The organism is Croceibacterium xixiisoli, assembly GCF_009827305.1.
Taxonomy (GTDB): Bacteria; Pseudomonadota; Alphaproteobacteria; order Sphingomonadales; family Sphingomonadaceae; genus Croceibacterium_C; species Croceibacterium_C xixiisoli.
This window is the reverse complement of the sequence record NZ_WTYJ01000002.1, coordinates 530,147-547,563: the sequence shown is the minus strand read 5'-3', so window position 1 is coordinate 547,563 and position 17,417 is coordinate 530,147. Positions and strand designations below refer to the sequence as shown.

The window sequence follows — 17,417 nt, the reverse complement described above, 5'->3', positions numbered from 1 at the left end:
GCCCCGCCGGCCTTTGCTGTTGGATCGCGCTGATCAGGCCTTGGCCGGAGCCGGGCTGATGTGATCGTCCGAAGAATGGTGATCTTCGATGATCGGCAGCGTTTCGAACTGGTGGAACGGCGGCGGGCTGGACAGCGACCATTCGAGCGTGGTTGCACCTTCGCCCCAATAGTTGCCGGCGGCCTTCTTGCCTGCAGTGAAGGCGTAGATCAGGTTCAGGAAGAAAATCCCAACCGACACCAGCACGATCAGATAGCCCATGCTCGAGACATGGTTCCAATAGGCATAGGCTTCCGCGAAATCCGGGTAGCGGCGCGGCATGCCCTGCATACCCAGGAAGTGCTGCGGGAAGAACACCACGTTCACGCCGACGAAGAACACCCAGAAGTGCAGGTGGGCCAGCAGTTCGCTGTGCATCCGGCCGCTCATCTTCGGGAACCAGTAGTAGAAACCGGCGAAGAGCGAGAACACGGCACCCATCGAGAGCACGTAGTGGAAGTGCGCGACCACATAATAGGTGTCGTGCAGATTGTCGTCGATGCCGCCATTGGCCAGCACCACGCCGGTCACGCCGCCGACGGTGAAGAGGAAGATGAAGCCCAGGGCCCAGACCATCGGGCTCTTGAACTCCATGCTGCCGCCCCACATCGTGGCGATCCAGCTGAAGATCTTGATGCCGGTAGGCACCGCGATGATCATGGTTGCGGCCGTGAAATACATCTTCGTGTTCACGTCCAGACCCACGGTGTACATGTGGTGCGCCCAGACGATGAAGCCGACCACGCCGATGGCGACCATGGCGTAGGCCATGCCGAGGTAACCGAACACCGGCTTGCGGCAGAAGGTCGCGACGATCTGGCTGACAATGCCGAAGCCCGGCAGAATCATGATGTACACTTCAGGGTGACCGAAGAACCAGAACAGGTGCTGGTACAGGATCGGATCGCCACCGCCCGACGGATCGAAGAAGGTGGTACCGAAGTTGCGGTCGGTGATCAGCATGGTGATCGCGGCGGCCAGAACCGGCAGCGCGAGCAGCAGCAGGAAAGCGGTAACCAGCACCGACCAGGCGAACAGCGGCATCTTGTGCAGCGTCATGCCCGGAGCGCGCATGTTGAGAATGGTGGTAATGAAGTTGATCGCGCCCATGATCGAGCCCGCACCCGAAAGGTGGAGCGAGAAGATGGCGAAATCGACTGCAGGACCGACCGAACCGGTGGTCGAGAGCGGCGCATAGACCGTCCAGCCCGTGCCAGCACCGTGCCAGGTGCCGCCCGGAACGAAGGCCGACATCATCAGCGACAGGAAGCCGGCAACCGTCAACCAGAAGGAGATGTTGTTCATGCGCGGGAACGCCATGTCCGGCGCGCCGATCATCAGCGGCACGAACCAGTTGCCGAAGCCGCCGATCATGGCCGGCATGACCATGAAGAACACCATGATCAGGCCGTGGGCCGTGATCAGCACGTTCCACATGTGGCCCTGTTCGTCGAACGAGCCTTCGCCGCCCAGGAACTGGACGATTTCGCCCATGATCTGCAGGCCCGGCGTGGCCAGTTCCCAGCGCATCAGGCCGGAAATGCCGCCACCAATGATCCCCGCGATAATCGCGAAGATCAGATAGAGCGTGCCGATATCCTTATGGTTCGTGGACATGAACCAGCGGGCAAAGAACGGCGGTTTGTGATCGGCGTCATGATCATGATGATGATCATCATGATGGGCCTGAAAGGTGTCGGCGGTGGTGGCCATACTGTGTCGTACCCTGTCAGTCTTATGTCGTTGCGCTTAGCCGGTAAGGCAGCGGGTTCGGTCAGGCTGCCGGAGCAGCGGCCGGAGCGGCAGCGGGGCTTTCGCCAGCAGCGGGAGCTTCTGCCGCCGGAGCGGCAGCAGCGGGCGCTGCGGCAGCCGGAGCTTCCGCTTCGGCGTTGCCGACGGTACCGCCCTGCGACAGCACCCATGCTTCGAACTGAGGCCGGGGAACGGCTTCGATGGCGATCGGCATGTAGCCATGGCGCGCACCGCACAGTTCCGAACACTGGCCGTAGTAGATGCCCGGTTCGCTGATGAAGAGTTCACGTTCGTTGATCCGGCCCGGAACCGCGTCCAGCTTGAACCAGAGGCTCGGGACAGCGAAAGAGTGGATCACGTCGGCGCCGAAGGTCTGCAGGCGGATCTTTTCACCAACCGGCACAACCATGCGGTTGTCGACTTCCAGATGAGTCGGGAACCCCTTCGCCTTGGCTTCTTCTTCCGGCATCATGTTGGAGATGACTTCGAAGCCGCCATTGTCGGGGTATTCATAGCCCCAATACCACTGGTAACCGATCGCCTTGATCGTCACCGCATCTTCCGGCGGGCTCTTGTACTGGCGGGAGAGCAACGTCATCGACGGGATCGCGATCACAACCAGCACCAGCACAGGCACCGCGGTCCAGATGATTTCGATCAGCGTGTTGTGGCTGGTCTTCGAAGGAACGGGGTTGGACTTGCGGTTGTAGCGGAACATCACCCACAGCAGCAGGAGCAGCACGAACACGCTCATGAAAATGATGATCGGCAGCAGCCGATAATCATGCATCCACTGTGCGTAATGGCCGTTCGGCGAATACTGATCCTGGAAGGTAATGCCCTTCGCATGCGGCTGGCCCTTGATCCATTCAGGACCAAGATGCTGATAGGCCGGTGCAGCCGCTTCTGCAGTCGTGGCAGCTGCTGCATCGGCAGTAGGTGCAGCCGCCGCTTCAGCAGCCGGAGCGCCAGCAGCAGGCGTTGCCGGAGCAACCTCAGCCGTAACCGGTGCCGCCGGAGCGGGCGCAGCCATAGCAACCTGTGGCACAACGGCCACAGACATCAAGGCTGCGAGAATCATAGGGGCATGCAACCGCTTGAGGGCGAATTCGCCGAGTTTCATCGATCTGACGCTTTCCGTTCTCTTTTGGGGCGCCCATGCCCCAGGGCGGCCGCTATTCGGGCCTGTTCGGGCGGGCCTATACGCCCGCTTGCCCCATGCCTCAAGCGCTTCTAGGGAGATTTTTCGACAGGTCCGGTAACAACACCGGTAACAGGACGGGCATTTTCCCCGTTATACAGACCCGGTTCAGCACCGCCGCAGATGGACATCGATCTGTCACCTGCGGGTGACAGCCTGGCCATTCCCCAAGGCCTGAGGGGATGGCCGCGACAACCAAGACCGTGCAAGCGAAAGGCAGTAGTACCCCCATGACCGAAGACGAGGTTCTTGCCGAATTCCGCGCCAGCCAGGCATTGCTGGAAGGGCATTTCCGCCTGTCGTCAGGGCGCCACAGTGCCCATTACCTGCAGTGCGCCCGCGTGCTGATGAATGCGGAGCGGGCCGGCAATCTGGCCCGCGCGCTGGCGCAGAAAATCCCGCGCGATCTGCGCGCGCAGATCGACAAGGTGGTCGCGCCGGCCATGGGCGGGGTCATCATCGGCCATGAAATGGGCCGCGCGCTGGGCAAGGATGCGATCTTTGTCGAACGTCCGACCGGCACTTTCGAACTGCGCCGGGGTTTCACCGTCGAATCCGGTGAACGAATCCTGCTGGTGGAAGATGTCGTGACCACCGGCCTTTCCAGCCGCGAAGCCATGGATTCGGTGCGCAAGGCCGGCGGCCAGATCGTCGCCGCCTGCTCGCTGGTCGACCGCAGCGGCGGCGAGGTGGATCTGGGTGTGCCCTATACTTCCCTGGTGGCGCTCAATTTCCCGACCTATGCCGAAGACGAGGTTCCCGCAGAGCTGGCCGCCATTCCGGTCCAGAAGCCAGGAAGCCGCCAGGAGTGACCGCCCCCCTCCGCCTTGGCGTCAACATCGATCACGTCGCCACCATCCGCAACGCGCGCGGTGGCGACCATCCCGATCCCGTGCGCGCGGCAGAAATCGTGGCGGCCTGTGGCGGCGACGGCATCACCGCGCATTTGCGCGAAGATCGTCGGCACATCCGTGACGATGATCTGCGACGAATCCAGGAAGCAACCAATCTGCCACTGAATCTGGAGATGGCGGCGACGGAGGAAATGCTGGCCATCGCGCTGGCCCACCGCCCGCATGCCGCCTGCATCGTGCCGGAAAAGCGCGAAGAGCGCACGACCGAAGGCGGACTGGACGCAGCGGGACTGCACAATCAGTTGCAACCCATCGTTTCCCGCCTGACCGATGCGGGCATCAGGGTGAGCCTGTTCATCGCGCCGGACGAGCGCCAGCTCGATGCAGCCTTGCGGCTGGGGGCGCCGGTGGTCGAATTCCACACTGGCGAATATGCCCATGCCACGGGCGAAACGCGCGCCATCGAGCTCAAGCGCATTGCCGATATGGCCGCGCTGGCGGCCAAGAACGGCATCGAACCGCACGCCGGCCATGGGCTGACCTATGAAAATGTGCAGCCGATCGCCGCGATTCCGCAGCTGGCTGAACTGAACATCGGCCACTATCTGATTGGCGAAGCGGTATTTGTCGGCCTGGAGCCGGCCGTGCGGCGGATGCGAGAGATGATGGATCTGGCCCGCTGATGGACCGGCTGGCATGATCATCGGGCTGGGTTCCGACCTGTGCAATATCGACCGGATCGAGGCTGCCCTCGCCCGGCACGGCGACCGGTTCGAACAGCGCGTGTTCACCGAGATCGAACGCGCCAAGGCCGCGCGCCGGCCCTTCACCCGCGCGGGCACCTACGCCAAACGCTTCGCCGCCAAGGAAGCTTTCTCCAAGGCGGTCGGCACGGGCTTTGCGCGCGGGGTGTTCATGAAGGACATCGGCGTGATCAACGCCCCATCGGGCGCCCCCACGCTGGCGCTGACCGGCGGCGCGGCGGCGCGGCTTGCCGAAATGGTCCCGCAGGGCCATGAGGCGGTGATCCATCTTACCCTGACTGACGATCACCCCTGGGCACAGGCATTTGTGATCATTGAGGCAAATCCCCTCCCATGACGCAAGCCGATGGCCTTCCCCCCGTGACCGAGCCCGACCCCGCTGCCAGCGGCGGTGCATCAGCCGCTGAGCCGGCCGAGAAAAAGGTCAACTGGTGGGCTGAACTGCGCGGGCTGATCCTGATGCTGCTGGGGGTGCTGGCGTTCCATACGCTGGTGGCCAAGCCATTCTATATCCCCAGCGCCAGCATGGTGCCCAATCTGTTGGTGGGGGATCGGCTGGTGGTGTCCAAATATCCCTATGGCTGGAGCTGGGTTTCGGCGAGCTTCCATCTGCTGCCCCGCAGCGATTGGCGCATGGCGCCGGCCGATCCGCAATATGGCGACATCGTCATCGCCGTTCCGCCCAATGATGCGACCGATTACATCAAACGCGTGGTCGCCCTGCCCGGTGACCGGATCGCCGTGATCAATGGCCAGATTTTCCTGAATGGCGATCTGGTGCCCCAGGAAGTGGTGCCGCCTGTGCGCATTCCGGTGGACAGCCAGATGTGCGATGAGGGCGCGGCCCGCCCTGCCCCCTGCCTACGCGCCTTTGAACCCTATCGCGTGCGCGAAGCCACCGGCGCGGAATTTTACGAGCCGCCCACGCTGCGCGAAACGCTGCCCAATGGCGCGACCTATCTGATCATCGATCACCGCACCGACAATCCCTACGACAATTTCCCCGAAACCCAGGTACCCGATGGCCATGTGTTCCTGATGGGTGACAATCGTGACCATTCGGCCGACAGCAGGGCGCCCGCGGCGCCGTTCGGCAATGGTCTGGGCGGTCCGGTGCGGCTGGCCGATATTGGCGGGCGGGCCGAATTCATCACCTTCTCCCTAGATGGGACGGCGGGCTGGAACCCGCTCAGCTGGATCGGCGCCCTGCGCGGGGAACGGGCCTGGAACACGCTGCGCCCGGCGAAGGCGGAGCTGGGAACCGAATAGCGCGCCGAACGATCCGCTAGAGCATCGGGCCACAGCCGGCCTGGATCACGCCATCCGCTGTATCTGTGCAGCGGGCGATAAACAGGGGATGTTCCGGTTGAGCGAGACTGACGATCGAATCGGTAGCGATCGCCCGCTTGGTGCGGCGCCCACCGACATTGCCAACCCGGAATTGCGCAAGGAGATCCAGCGCGCCATCGTCTGGGTATCGGTGGTCGGGCTGGCCATGCTGGCGGTCTATATCGCCCAGCCGCTGCTGGTGATCTTCGGTGCGATGGTTTTCGCCGCCATGCTGGACGGCGGTGCGCGGCTGATCGGCCGGGTGCTGAAGATCCCCCGGGGCCTGCGAATCGGACTGGTGCTGTTGCTGGCGATCGGTTTTCTGGTCTGGCTGAGCATCTTTGCCGGTACCCAGATCACGCAGGAGGCGGCCGAACTGCCCGCCCTCGTCACATCGCAGGTCAATCTGCTGCTGAACTGGCTGCAGGATCAGGGATTTGCCATTCGCCACGAGGATGTGCAGCAGGTTGCCGGCACGCTGATGAGCGGCGTTGGCACGATCACCAAGGCGATTGGCGGGTTTCTCGGCGGCATCACCACGCTGGTGCTGGTGCTGATCATCGGCATCTATGTCGCGCTGGAGCCGCGCCTCTATGAACGCGGCGTCGCCTGGATGCTGCCCAGCGAAAGGCGCAGCGATTTCTTCATCGTGGCGTCACGCATGGCGGCGACCATGCGACGGCTGATGGCCGGCCGCGTGCTGGGCATGGTGGTGGAAGGGATTTTCACCTGGCTGATGCTGTCGCTTTATGACGTGCCCATGGCGGCCCTACTGGGCATATTGACGGGGCTGCTGGCCTTCATCCCCAATATCGGCGCGGTGGTTTCCGGCGTGCTGATGGTGCTGGTCGGCTTTTCCGGCGGCGTCGATACCGGGGTTTACACCGTCTTCGTCTATTTTGCGGTGCAGACGATTGATGGCTATGTGATCATTCCGCTGATCGCGAAAAAGACGGTCGATCTTGCCCCCGCGCTGGTGTTGGGAGCGCAGCTGATCATGGGCATTTTGTTCGGCGTCGTCGGCCTGTTTCTGGCCGATCCGCTGATGGCCATGATCAAGGTGGTGCTCGAACGCCGGAGCGAGCGGGCCGAGGCAGAAGAACAATTGGCGAAAGGCGCAGAACCTGATGGCGCGTAAGTTTCTTTATGTTTTTGCAATCCTGATCGTCATCGTCCTGGGCGCAGGGTTTGCCCTGCGCATATTCAGTGACAAGGCCATCGAGATAGCCTTTGTTCCGTCAGCAGAATTCGTCGAGCAGGATCCACTGCAGGCCAATGCCTATCTGGATCCCGACATGTGGTTTTCCCGGCCTGGCTTTGCCCCGGACAAGGATCCGTCGCGCTGGCAGCCCGCCTATGCCGCCGATCCGGCAGCGCCCGCCCCGACAGGCACGGCAAGCGCCAGCCCGACGCCCGCCCCTGTCGCGATTGCGCCTGCGACCGCTTCGCCTACGCCGGCAACCACCGCTGCAGCCCAGCCCGCGCCGGTCCCTGCCGGAACGGACGCTGCGCCCGCCGGCCCTGGCTATGCGGTGTTCTTCGTGCACCCGACCAGCTTTCTGGAACGCACGCAGTGGAACGGCCCGCTGACCGATGCCAAGTCGCATGATCGGGCCCGGTTGTTCCTGCGCGGCATGGCCAGCGCGTTCAACCGCGCGGATGAGATCTGGGCCCCGCGTTACCGCCAGGCGACCTTCGGCGCGTTCCTGACCGATTCGCCCAATGCGAAGCTGGCGCTCGATGCCGCCTATCACGATGTCGAACAGGCATTCGACGTGTTCCTGGACAGCGTCGACAAGGACAAGCCGATCGTACTTGCCGGCCATAGCCAGGGCGCGATGCATATCCTGCGGCTGCTGCGGGAACGGGGCAGCGACCCGGCGCTGCGTTCGCGCATCGCCATGGTCTATCCGGTCGGCTGGCCGGTCTCTCTCCAGCATGATCTGCCCGCGCTGGGCCTGCCGGCCTGCGCCACCCCGCAGCAGGGCGGCTGTATTGCCACCTGGACCAGCTTTGCCGAACCGGCCGAGCCAGGGCTGATGATGGAAATCTACGGCAAATCGGCCGGTTTCGACGGGCAGCCGCGCGGATCATCGCCGGTACTGTGCGTTAATCCGATCAATGGCTTGATGGGCGGCACGGCGCAGGCAGCCGACAATCTGGGCACGCTGGTGCCGAATGCCGAATTGACCAGCGGGGAACTGATCCGCGGTGCCGTGCCCGCCCGTTGCGATGCAAATGGCCTGCTGATGATCGGTGATCCGCCCAATCTGGGCGCCTATGTGCTGCCCGGCAACAATTATCATGTGTATGATATCCCGCTGTTCTGGGCCAATCTGCAGGTGGACGTGCCGCGGCGGGTTGCCGCCTGGGCGCAGAACCGCCCCCCGGTTCCGGCCGGCCCGACCCGGGCGGCAGCGGCGACGCGCTGATGAAGGGGGATATCCAACCCCTGATTACCGAAGAGGCGGGGCCCTATCGTCAGGCCCTGCCCGATGGTGGAGTCCTGCTGGCGCTGGATCTGGGCACCAAGACCATCGGCACGGCATTCTGCGACGCCGGCTGGGGCTTCGCCACGCCCGGCAAGACCCTGCCGCGCGGGAAATTCACCGTCGATCGGGCCCGCCTGGCCGAACTGATCCGCGAACGCCGGGTCAAGGGGCTGGTGCTGGGCCTGCCACTCAACATGGATGGCAGCGGCGGGCCGCGCGCGCAGGCGAGCCGGGCCTATGCCCGCAATCTCGCCCCGCTCGGCCTGCCCGTGCTGCTGTGGGATGAACGCTGGTCCACCGCCAGCGCCGAACGCGACATGATCGCGATGGATATGAGCCGGGCCAAACGCGCCGAGCGGATCGACAGCCATGCGGCTGCCGTGATCCTGCAGGCAGCGATCGACCGGCTGGCCGGCGGAATTCTCTAAACAACTGCAATGCTGGCGGGCGATGCTGGCGGGTCGGCAATCCGCCGCCGGCATTCAGCTTTCGCGGCGCAATTCCACCACCAGCCCGGCTGGCAATTGCGAAGCATGCGGCAAAGCGATGCGGACTGCATCGGCCCGCGCGCGCGCCAGAATGGCCGGGGGAACAGCGGGATCATGCAGCACGCAATCCGCCCGGCCCAACAGCCGCGCCTGACGCAAGGTCAGATCGTCGGGATCATCGCTGGTCAGAGCAATGCGCTGCCTGTCGGTCGGCGCAACCGCTTCCCCCCCGGTCAGCCAGGCACCGATACGATCACCTGCCCCTTCGGTGAAGGGATCGAGCATGCCGCCGGCCTCCAGCGCCGAATCGATCGCCCGCCGCCGGTCAGCCGCCCGGCTCCAGCGCATGCGGATCGCGGCGCGCGCCTGCGACAGGCCGGAGGCCAAGGCGCCCAGATCCGCCGGCAGCAGTGCTTCCAGCCGCAGACGCAATTGTTTGGCGAGGCCTGCCGATGCCCCGCCCGTGCCCACCGCGATCAGCAGCGGATCCCGGTCGAGCAGGCTGGGCATGGTGAAATCGCACAGATCCGGCCGGTCGGTAACATTGATCAGGATACCCGCTGCGCCGAGCATGGTGGCATCCACTTCGCACATCCCGCCATCGGCATGGGCGATGAATCCCAGCCGCGCCCCGGCGGCAATGCCGCGCGCGGCCGATCCGATCACCACCCCGCCCGCGCCTTCGACCAGCCGCCGGCGCTGATCGGCCGCCGGCCCTTCCCCCAGCACGATGATGGGGCGGCCCGCGATCTGGTGAAACAGCGGCAGAGATTGCATCAATCGCCCCCCGGCAAACGGCTCAGTCGAGCCACTCAGGCACGCGTTCCGCAGCGTAGATTTCTTCCGGCAGAATCCGGTCGGCCACCACGGCAAAGCGATCGCCATCGACCATCACTTCGGCCACGAAGCCCCGGCTGTTGTAGCTGGACGCCATGGTTGCGCCATAGGCGCCGGCCGTGCGGAACACCGCCAGATCGCCGGGTTCGAGCGCATCGGTTTCCCGGTCCGTAGCGAAGGTATCGCCGGTTTCGCAGATCGGACCGACGATATTGCCGGTCATGCGGATGCCGCGCGGCTTCACCGCTTCGAAATCATGCCAGGATCCATAAAGTGCCGGACGCGCCAGATCGTTCATGGCCGCATCGACGATCACGAAGGGTGTGCGGTTGGCATTGCGCTTGACCCGCACCACCCGCGTCAGCAGCACGCCGGCATTGCCGGCAATCACCCGGCCCGGTTCGAACATGAAGGTCACGTCCCAATCCTTGGCCACCCGCGCGATCATGGCGCCATATTCGGCCGGGGACGGGAAGACTTCGCCGGCCTTGTAAGGCACGCCCAGCCCGCCGCCGAGATCGGCATGGGTGACGGTGTGGCCATTGGCGCGCAGTTCGGCGATCAATTCGCCCATGCGGGTAAAGGCTGCCTCCAGCGGGGCGAGATCGGACAACTGGCTGCCGATATGCATGGCCAGGCCCCGCATTTCGAGGCCAGGCAGCGCCGCCAGCCGGGCGTAGATCGCCACGGCCTGATCGATCGGCACGCCGAACTTGTTGTCGGCCTTGCCGGTCGAAATCTTCTCATGCGTGCCGGCATCGATATCCGGATTGACCCGCAGGGCGCAGCGGGCGCGCTGGCCCTGGGCGGCAGCGATGGCCGCCAGTTCCACGCCTTCCTCCTCGCTTTCCAGGTTGAACTGGCCAATGCCGGCATCCAGGCCCTGACGCATTTCCCTGGCATTCTTGCCCACGCCCGAAAACACGATGTCCTCAGCCGGCATGCCCGATGCCAGAGCGCGGGCCATTTCGCCGCCCGACACCACATCCGCGCCATAGCCTTCGCGGCGCATGACCCGCAGCACGGCCAGGTTGGGGTTCGACTTCACGGCAAAGGCCAGATGCACCCGGCCGAGCGGCTCGAGCGCTTCGCGGAACACACGGGCGTGGCGTTCCAGCGTGGCGCGAGAATAGACATAAACCGGCGTGCCTACCTCTTCCGCGATGCGGGCAAGCGAGACGTCTTCGGCGAACATTTCGCCGTTCCTGAGTTGAAAGAAATCCATGAAAAATTCAGCCTTCCGGCGGGAGGTCAAAGGGGTCGTCAGCGCGTCGTTCGGACTGTTCGCGCAATTCGACGCTGCGTGCGGGGGCGGCCTGCGGATCAGTCCGCAGCAGTTCGGCAGAACTGGGGCGATCGGCCCGGCCATAGGGCGCCTGCGGCAGGGTGGCGCCCGCCGCCGGCTGAAGATCGCGCTGGCTGCCGCAACCGCCCAGCGCCGTGATCAGCGCCAGGGCGGAGAGCGAGGCGAGAGAAAAGCGTGTCATCCGTCATTCTCCAGCGCCGCGCGGGCCAGCGCCACCTGTTTTCGCACCTGATCGGGCGCGGTGCCGCCGTGGCTGCGCCGGGCGGCGACCGATGCCTCCACCGAAAGCGCAGCATACACGCGATCATCGATCCGCGCATCAATGGCGGTCAGATCATCCAGCGTCAGTTCGTCCAGCGCAATGCCCCGGCTTTCGGCCAGCCTGACGGCCGTGCCGGTAATATGATGCGCTTCCCGGAAAGGAATATCCGCCTGGCGCACCAGCCAATCGGCCAGATCGGTGGCCGTGGCATAGCCCAGTTCAGCCGCCTGGCGCATGCGATCGGTACGGAAGGTTGCATCGGCCACCATGCCGGTCATCGCGGCGATCGACAGGCCGAGCAGATTGGCCGCTTCGAAAACCGGCGGCTTGTCGTCCTGCATATCCTTCGAATAGGCGAGCGGCAGGCCCTTCATCGTCACCATCAGCGCGGTGGCGCAGCCCAGAATACGGCCCGAATGGCCGCGTACCAGTTCGGCCGCGTCGGGGTTCTTCTTCTGCGGCATGATCGAGCTGCCGGTGCTGAGCGTATCGGGCATGCGTACGAAGCCGAAGGGCTGGCTGGCCCAGATCACGAATTCTTCCGCCAAGCGTGACAGATGCAGCGCGCACTGGCTGGCCGCCTGCAGGAAATCGATGGCGAAATCGCGATCGGACACCGAATCGAGGCTGTTGGCGGTCGGCCGGGCAAAGTCCAGCGCCTGCGCGGTCATTTCCCGATCAATCGGGAAACCGGTGCCGGCCAGCGCTGCGCTACCCAGCGGGCTTTCATTCATCCGCACGCGGGCATCAGCAAAGCGCGAACGATCGCGCCGGATCATCTCGTAATAGGCCAGCAGGTGGTGGCCCAGGGTGACCGGCTGAGCGGTCTGCAGATGGGTGAAGCCGGGCATGATCGTATCGGCATGTTCTTCCGCCCGCGCCACCAGCGCGCGCGACAGGGCAGCAAGACCGGCATCGGTCTGATCCATTGCATCGCGCACCCAGAGGCGGAAATCGGTCGCCACCTGATCATTGCGGCTGCGCGCCGTATGCAGCCGCCCCGCAGCCGGGCCGATCAGTTCGGCCAGCCGGTTTTCGGTGGTCATGTGAATATCTTCGAGATCCCAGTTTTCGGGCACCCCGTTCGCTTCATATTCGGCGGCAACGCGATCCAGCCCGTCGGCAATCGCGACGGCGTCTTCGCCGGACACGATCCCGCAGGCGCCCAGCATCGCGACATGGGCCTTGCTGGCGGCGATGTCCTGCCGCCACAATGCCTTGTCGAACGGAATGGAAGCGTTAATCTCTCGCATGATGGCAGAGGGGCCTTCGGCGAACCGCCCGCCCCACATCGCGTTGGAGGCAACACTCTTGTTCAGATTTTCCGTATCGCTCACGCGTTTCTCACTGCCTTTGGCGGTCGCCCTGATGGTGGGGGCTTGCGATAGGGAAAGCACGGATGCCGCGCAACCGGGGGAAAGCGCCTCTGCCGCCTCCACCGACGAAAAAGCGGGCGCCATCTCCGGAAAGATCGACCGCAGCTATGCCGGGGAGATGATGCCCGATGCACAGGTGACCGATCCCGCAGGCGCAAAGCTAACCCTGGCGGAAACGCGCGGGCAGCCGGTGCTGATGAATCTGTGGGCCACATGGTGCGCGCCCTGCGTGGTGGAAATGCCCATTCTGGACCGGATCGCGGCGGAAAATTCGGGCAGGCTGCGCGTGCTGACGATCAGCGAAGACATGGACGGGCAGGACAAGGTGAAGGCCTTCTTCGCGGAAAAAGGCCTGAAGAACCTGCCCCAATGGCTCGATCCCAAGAATGATCTGGGCTTTGCCTTCGGCGGTGGTGCCGGCCTGCCGGTGACGGTGCTCTATGATGCTCAGGGCAAGGAAGTGTGGCGCGTGATGGGCGCCTATGACTGGGAAAGCGAAGAGGCCCGCACGCTGATCGCAGAGGCGACCGCCGCCTGAGGCGGGGCGAACACTGCTTGACGAGAGGTGGCTGCTGGATTCCCGCCTGCGCGGGAATGGCGAGTTTCAGAGTTCGTCATTCTCACGCCGGCGTCACCGCTACCTGCCTGATCCGCATGCCCTTGGTTCGGCTGGTCAGGTGGAACTTCCGGCACAGCGAACAGCGATAGGGGCGCAGCACGACATCGGCGCGGTGGATCACGACCCAGGCATCGTCTTCCGTTTCATAACGGGCCTTTTTCCGGCAGATGCCCAAGGTCGTTTTCATGACCTACCGGCCGATGGAGCGGCAATCATTTCATCAGCACGAGTTCTTCGGCCATGGTCGGGTGGATGGCGACGGTGGCGTCGAAATCGGCCTTGGTGAGCCCGGCCTTGACCGCAATGGCGGCGGCCTGCAGCACTTCGGGCGCGTCGGGGCCGATCAGATGGATGCCGACGATGCGGTCAGTCGATTCATCGCAGACGATCTTGTACAGGCTGCGTTCGTTGCGGCCGGCCAGCACATTCTTCATCGGCCGGAAATCCGACTGGTAGACGCGCACCGCGCCCAGCTTGTTGCGGGCTTCGCTTTCGGTCATGCCGACGGCGGCAATCGGCGGGTGGCTGAACACCGCGCTGGCGACGCAATCATAGTTCACCTTGCTCGGCTTGTTGCCGAACACCGTATCGGCAAAGGCCTGACCTTCGCGGATGGCGACCGGCGTCAGCTGAATCCGGTCGGTCACATCGCCCACGGCATAGATGCTTTCGACATTGGTCTTGTTGAATTCGTCGACCAGGATTTCCCCGCGCTTGCCCTGCTTCACGCCGACCGTGTCCAGCCCCAGCCCTTCGACGAAGGGCACACGGCCGGTGGCGAACAGCACGGCATCGACCACCATGTCGTCATGATTGCTCATCGAAACCAGCAGGCTGCCGTCGTCCTGCTTGGTGATCGATTGGAAGTCGGCGTTGAATCGGAACTGGATACCCTTGACCGTGCTGATCTGCAGCAGGCGATCACGCAGCGATTCATCATAGCCGCGCAGCAGCACATCTGACCGATTGACGATGGTCACCTGTGAGCCGAATTCATGGAAGATGCCGGCGAATTCATTGGCGATATAGCCGCCCCCGGCGATCAGCATACGGGCCGGCAGGCTTTCGAGATGGAAGGCTTCATTGCTGGTGATGCCCAGATCGCTGCCCGGGAAATCGGGCACATGCGGCCGGCCGCCCACGGCTACGAGGATGTAACGCGCGGTCAGCTTCGAACCATCGGCCAGCGTCACCTCGTTCGGGCCGGTGATAGTGGCGCGCTGGCGGATGATCTCGACCTTATTGTTGTCGAGCGTTTGGGTGTAGAGGCCGTTCAGCCGGTCCACATCCTTCAGCACATTGTCGCGCAGCACATTCCAGTCAAATTTGGCGCCATCGATCGACCAGCCGAAATTCTTCGCATCTTCGAGATCTTCGGCGAACTGGGCACCATAGAACAGCATCTTCTTGGGCACGCAGCCACGGATCACGCAGGTTCCGCCAACCCGATATTCCTCTGCCACGGCAACCTTCGCGCCATAGGCGGCCGCCACGCGGCTGGCGCGCACGCCGCCCGAACCGGCGCCGATGGTGAAAAGGTCATAATCGAATTCGGCCATGCTGTGCTTCCTCGTCCAGATGCCGCCAGCATATGGCCCCGGCTTGCGCGAATGCCAACAGCCGGCCACCGTCGTGAAAAATATGAGGGAGAGAGATAATGGATCAGCGGATCGCGCGGTTGTTGAACCGGACGGAAATCGTCGATTGCATGGCCCGCTATACGCGGGGGGTGGATCGGCACGATGTGGAACTGATGCGGTCCACTTTCTGGCCCGATGCAGAAATCGCCTATACCAATATCTTCCACGGCGGGCTGGAGGATTTCCTGGCCTGGGCCAATCCGCACCATGACGCCGCCTATCGCAACCACCAGCATCACACGACCACCCATGCGATCCGCATCAAGGGCGATGTCGCGGTGGCCGAGCATTATTGCCTGGTTATGCTGCAGCGGCACAGCGGCGAAACGCTGCTGTCGAGCGGACGCTATCTGCAGCAGTTTGAACGCCGCGACCCGGAAGGAACGGGCGCTGAATGGCGGATCGCGGTGCGCGAATACATGCCCGAAATGTCCTTCGCCCTGGCCGGTCGCAATGCCGGCGAAGGGCTGACACCCGAGAGGCTGGCGGCACTTTATGACAGTGCCGATGGCGGGACTTCGGACGATCCGGCGCGCTGGGCTCCGGTGCCGCCGAGCGGCCCGTCACGACAGGACAGCAGCGATGTGTCCTATCGCTTCCCGCTGGGGCGCCGGGCAGAGCGGGCATTATGGCAGGCATGAAAAAGGGGGCGATTTGGCGCCCCCTTTTCCGTTGATCCGATCAAGGGGTCAGCCGCGCGGTGCGCCGCCGCCACCGCCGCCGGAACGACGACGCTGGCGCTGACCACCACCGGGCTTGCCGCCCTGCGGACGGCCCTGGCCGGCGTGGGCCGGACGTCCGCCCTGCCCGGAACGGCCACCATCATGGCGCTTGCCTTCGCCGCCCTGGCTGTTGCCCGGCTGGCCCTGACCCGAACGCTGGCCCTGCCCGCCATTGCGGTTGCCGCCCTGGCCACCGGCATTGCCGCCACCGACCCGCTTGGGCTGCACGGTTGCGCGCGGCGGACGCGGGCCACGGTTCTGGCGTTCCATGGCCTGCGCATCACGGCGCGCTTCTTCCCGGCGATCGGCCGGCGGGGTCAGCGCGTTGATGCGCGAGACTTCGACGTTGAAGCTTTCCGGCAGGGGAACCTGCTCCAGCGTTACCTTGGTCAGGCGCTGGATATCGCGCAGATATTCCTTTTCATCCTGCGCGCAGAACGACACAGCAATGCCATCGGCGCCGGCGCGCGCGGTACGGCCAATGCGGTGGACATATTGTTCCGGCACATTCGGCAGTTCGAAATTGATCACATGGCTGACGCCGGGGATATCGATCCCGCGGGCGGCAATGTCGGTGGCGACCAGCACCTTGATCTGGCCGGCGCGGAAGGCGTCGAGCGCCTTTTCGCGCTGTGGCTGGCTCTTGTTGCCATGGATCGCGGCGGCCACGATATTGGTCTGCGCCAGCTTGCGCACGACGCGATCGGCGCCATGCTTCGTGCGGGTGAACACCAGCACGCGATCCATTTCGCCGGCGGAAAAGCCATCGCGCAGGACGATGGTGAGCAGCGCCTGCTTTTCCGCCTGGTTGAGATAGCAGACATATTGTTCGACGCGTTCAGCGGTGGTCGAGGCGGGCGCGACCGAGACCTGCACCGGATCGGTCAGATACTGGCCGGCCAGCTGCTTGATCGAATTGGGCATGGTGGCGGAGAAGAACAGCGTCTGGCGCTGGCGCGGCAGCATGCGGACGATCTGGCGCAGCGCATGGATGAAGCCGAGATCGAGCATCTGATCGGCTTCGTCGAGCACCAGCACTTCGACCTGCGACAGGTCGAGCGCGTTCTGATCGGTCAGATCGACCAGCCGGCCGGGCGTGGCGATCAGGATATCGACGCCGCGCGCCACATCCTGTCGGTTGCGATTGACCGAGGTGCCGCCGAACACGGTGACAACCTTGAGATGGGCGAAACGGGCATATTCGCTGGCGCTCTTGGCGATCTGGCTGGCCAGTTCGCGCGTCGGCGCGAGCACCAGCATGCGGCAGCAGCGCGGCTTGGGCCGCTTGTCCGATGCGACCAGGCGATCGATCGAAGGCAGCATGAAGGCCGCTGTCTTGCCGGTACCGGTCTGCGCGATGCCGAGCAGATCGCGGCCCTGCAGAACGGTCGGGATCGACTGTTCCTGAATCGGCGACGGCTTGTCATAGCCCTTGAGCTCAAGCGCCTGGAGAACGGCGTGAGACAGGCCGAGTTGTTCGAATGACATGAGATGAATACTCGCAATCAGCGATAGCGCGCGCACCCAACCGGCGCGCACGTTCGCGGGGTTAGGAACGACCCGCGTGAAAAGGGAAGCTCTGGAAAATACATCGAAGCGCGGCCGGGGCGGACAACCGCCTATTCACGCTGCCAAGGCGCTTCGCTGCGGGGCATCTAGGGGCGGCAGGTCCGAAAGTCAATCTGCCTTGCCTGGGTGGTCTCTGGCGTGGCGCTGGTGCATGGCCGTTCGTGAAT

Annotated in this window: 18 protein-coding genes; 9 read left to right on the top strand and 9 right to left on the bottom strand. The window is 64.1% G+C overall.

All coding sequences use genetic code 11. The features are described from left to right. Window positions 1-33 precede the first annotated feature (33 nt). Together ctaD and coxB are read right to left on the bottom strand one after the other, a co-directional pair. Window positions 34-1,752: a cytochrome c oxidase subunit I gene (ctaD, locus tag GRI97_RS11665; protein ID WP_161391349.1), complete on the bottom strand. Its 1,719-nt coding sequence runs from the start codon at window positions 1,750-1,752 to the stop codon at window positions 34-36. 61 nt (window positions 1,753-1,813) lie between these two features. Beyond that, window positions 1,814-2,854 carry a cytochrome c oxidase subunit II gene (coxB, locus tag GRI97_RS11660; protein WP_235917777.1) on the bottom strand — a complete coding sequence of 347 codons (1,041 nt, stop codon included), beginning with the start codon at window positions 2,852-2,854 and terminating at the stop codon, window positions 1,814-1,816. A 368-nt stretch (window positions 2,855-3,222) separates the two neighbouring features. Between coxB and pyrE the strand changes: the two genes are divergently transcribed. The 7 genes from pyrE (at window position 3,223) to ruvX (ending at window position 8,859) form a co-directional block, all read left to right on the top strand. Next, window positions 3,223-3,804: an orotate phosphoribosyltransferase gene (gene pyrE, locus GRI97_RS11655; protein ID WP_161391347.1), complete on the top strand. Its 582-nt coding sequence runs from the start codon at window positions 3,223-3,225 to the stop codon at window positions 3,802-3,804. After that, window positions 3,801-4,529 (top strand): pyridoxine 5'-phosphate synthase, encoded by a 729-nt coding sequence (locus GRI97_RS11650; RefSeq protein WP_161391346.1) that lies wholly within the window; start codon window positions 3,801-3,803, stop codon window positions 4,527-4,529. The genes pyrE and GRI97_RS11650 overlap by 4 nt, the downstream gene beginning before the upstream one ends. A 13-nt stretch (window positions 4,530-4,542) precedes the next feature. Further along, the gene (gene acpS, locus GRI97_RS11645) at window positions 4,543-4,947 is read left to right on the top strand and encodes a holo-ACP synthase (RefSeq protein WP_161391345.1); all 405 of its coding nucleotides are present in this window, start codon (window positions 4,543-4,545) and stop codon (window positions 4,945-4,947) included. Further along, the gene (gene lepB, locus GRI97_RS11640) at window positions 4,944-5,879 is read left to right on the top strand and encodes a signal peptidase I (protein ID WP_161391344.1); all 936 of its coding nucleotides are present in this window, start codon (window positions 4,944-4,946) and stop codon (window positions 5,877-5,879) included. Before acpS ends, lepB begins: the two co-directional genes overlap by 4 nt. A 97-nt stretch (window positions 5,880-5,976) precedes the next feature. Next, entirely contained in the window at window positions 5,977-7,077 is a 1,101-nt protein-coding gene (locus GRI97_RS11635) for an AI-2E family transporter (protein WP_235917776.1), read from the top strand. After that, window positions 7,067-8,371 (top strand): DUF3089 domain-containing protein, encoded by a 1,305-nt coding sequence (locus GRI97_RS11630; protein WP_161391342.1) that lies wholly within the window; start codon window positions 7,067-7,069, stop codon window positions 8,369-8,371. The genes GRI97_RS11635 and GRI97_RS11630 overlap by 11 nt, the downstream gene beginning before the upstream one ends. Next, the gene (gene ruvX / locus GRI97_RS11625; protein ID WP_161391341.1) at window positions 8,371-8,859 is read left to right on the top strand and encodes a Holliday junction resolvase RuvX; all 489 of its coding nucleotides are present in this window, start codon (window positions 8,371-8,373) and stop codon (window positions 8,857-8,859) included. The genes GRI97_RS11630 and ruvX overlap by 1 nt, the downstream gene beginning before the upstream one ends. 54 nt (window positions 8,860-8,913) lie before the next feature. Here ruvX and GRI97_RS11620 read toward each other — a convergent pair whose 3' ends face one another. The 4 genes from GRI97_RS11620 to argH are packed head-to-tail and all read right to left on the bottom strand — an operon-like array spanning window position 8,914 to window position 12,616. Continuing rightward, window positions 8,914-9,696, bottom strand: coding sequence for a precorrin-2 dehydrogenase/sirohydrochlorin ferrochelatase family protein (locus GRI97_RS11620; protein ID WP_161391340.1), 783 nt, complete (start codon window positions 9,694-9,696; stop codon window positions 8,914-8,916). A 22-nt stretch (window positions 9,697-9,718) separates the two neighbouring features. Continuing rightward, window positions 9,719-10,981: a diaminopimelate decarboxylase gene (lysA, locus tag GRI97_RS11615; RefSeq protein WP_161391339.1), complete on the bottom strand. Its 1,263-nt coding sequence runs from the start codon at window positions 10,979-10,981 to the stop codon at window positions 9,719-9,721. A gap of 7 nt (window positions 10,982-10,988) precedes the next feature. Next, entirely contained in the window at window positions 10,989-11,243 is a 255-nt protein-coding gene (locus GRI97_RS11610; RefSeq protein ID WP_161391338.1) for a hypothetical protein, read from the bottom strand. Then, on the bottom strand, window positions 11,240-12,616 hold the full coding sequence (gene argH / locus GRI97_RS11605; protein WP_161391337.1) for an argininosuccinate lyase: 1,377 nt from the start codon (window positions 12,614-12,616) through the stop codon (window positions 11,240-11,242). The genes GRI97_RS11610 and argH overlap by 4 nt, the downstream gene beginning before the upstream one ends. A gap of 76 nt (window positions 12,617-12,692) precedes the next feature. Between argH and GRI97_RS11600 the strand changes: the two genes are divergently transcribed. Continuing rightward, entirely contained in the window at window positions 12,693-13,238 is a 546-nt protein-coding gene (locus tag GRI97_RS11600) for a TlpA family protein disulfide reductase (RefSeq protein WP_235917775.1), read from the top strand. Between the two features lie 82 nt (window positions 13,239-13,320). Here the strand turns inward: GRI97_RS11600 and GRI97_RS11595 are convergent, their stop codons facing one another. Beyond that, window positions 13,321-13,506 carry a hypothetical protein gene (locus GRI97_RS11595; RefSeq protein ID WP_161391335.1) on the bottom strand — a complete coding sequence of 62 codons (186 nt, stop codon included), beginning with the start codon at window positions 13,504-13,506 and terminating at the stop codon, window positions 13,321-13,323. Between the two features lie 25 nt (window positions 13,507-13,531). Continuing rightward, complete coding sequence (gene gor / locus GRI97_RS11590) at window positions 13,532-14,878, bottom strand: glutathione-disulfide reductase (protein ID WP_161391334.1); 1,347 nt, start codon at window positions 14,876-14,878, stop codon at window positions 13,532-13,534. 98 nt (window positions 14,879-14,976) lie between these two features. On the opposite strand from gor, the gene GRI97_RS11585 reads away from it, so the two are divergent. Further along, window positions 14,977-15,600 (top strand): nuclear transport factor 2 family protein, encoded by a 624-nt coding sequence (locus GRI97_RS11585; RefSeq protein WP_161391333.1) that lies wholly within the window; start codon window positions 14,977-14,979, stop codon window positions 15,598-15,600. A gap of 48 nt (window positions 15,601-15,648) precedes the next feature. Here GRI97_RS11585 and GRI97_RS11580 read toward each other — a convergent pair whose 3' ends face one another. Continuing rightward, window positions 15,649-17,169, bottom strand: coding sequence for a DEAD/DEAH box helicase (locus GRI97_RS11580; RefSeq protein WP_161391332.1), 1,521 nt, complete (start codon window positions 17,167-17,169; stop codon window positions 15,649-15,651). Between the last annotated feature and the right edge of the window lie 248 nt (window positions 17,170-17,417).

Bases quoted from the DNA above. Each gene is read 5' to 3' on its own strand.
- ctaD (WP_161391349.1), bottom strand. From the start codon at position 1,752: ATGGCCACCACCGCCGACACCTTTCAGGCCCATCATGATGATCATCAT.
- GRI97_RS11595 (WP_161391335.1), bottom strand. From the start codon at position 13,506: ATGAAAACGACCTTGGGCATCTGCCGGAAAAAGGCCCGTTATGAAACG.
- GRI97_RS11620 (WP_161391340.1), bottom strand. From the start codon at position 9,696: ATGCAATCTCTGCCGCTGTTTCACCAGATCGCGGGCCGCCCCATCATC.
- GRI97_RS11630 (WP_161391342.1), top strand. From the start codon at position 7,067: ATGGCGCGTAAGTTTCTTTATGTTTTTGCAATCCTGATCGTCATCGTC.
- argH (WP_161391337.1), bottom strand. From the start codon at position 12,616: ATGTGGGGCGGGCGGTTCGCCGAAGGCCCCTCTGCCATCATGCGAGAG.
- lepB (WP_161391344.1), top strand. From the start codon at position 4,944: ATGACGCAAGCCGATGGCCTTCCCCCCGTGACCGAGCCCGACCCCGCT.
- acpS (WP_161391345.1), top strand. From the start codon at position 4,543: ATGATCATCGGGCTGGGTTCCGACCTGTGCAATATCGACCGGATCGAG.
- coxB (WP_235917777.1), bottom strand. From the start codon at position 2,854: ATGTCTGTGGCCGTTGTGCCACAGGTTGCTATGGCTGCGCCCGCTCCG.
- gor (WP_161391334.1), bottom strand. From the start codon at position 14,878: ATGGCCGAATTCGATTATGACCTTTTCACCATCGGCGCCGGTTCGGGC.
- GRI97_RS11610 (WP_161391338.1), bottom strand. From the start codon at position 11,243: ATGACACGCTTTTCTCTCGCCTCGCTCTCCGCCCTGGCGCTGATCACG.
- ruvX (WP_161391341.1), top strand. From the start codon at position 8,371: ATGAAGGGGGATATCCAACCCCTGATTACCGAAGAGGCGGGGCCCTAT.
- GRI97_RS11600 (WP_235917775.1), top strand. From the start codon at position 12,693: ATGGTGGGGGCTTGCGATAGGGAAAGCACGGATGCCGCGCAACCGGGG.
- lysA (WP_161391339.1), bottom strand. From the start codon at position 10,981: ATGGATTTCTTTCAACTCAGGAACGGCGAAATGTTCGCCGAAGACGTC.
- GRI97_RS11580 (WP_161391332.1), bottom strand. From the start codon at position 17,169: ATGTCATTCGAACAACTCGGCCTGTCTCACGCCGTTCTCCAGGCGCTT.
- GRI97_RS11585 (WP_161391333.1), top strand. From the start codon at position 14,977: ATGGATCAGCGGATCGCGCGGTTGTTGAACCGGACGGAAATCGTCGAT.
- pyrE (WP_161391347.1), top strand. From the start codon at position 3,223: ATGACCGAAGACGAGGTTCTTGCCGAATTCCGCGCCAGCCAGGCATTG.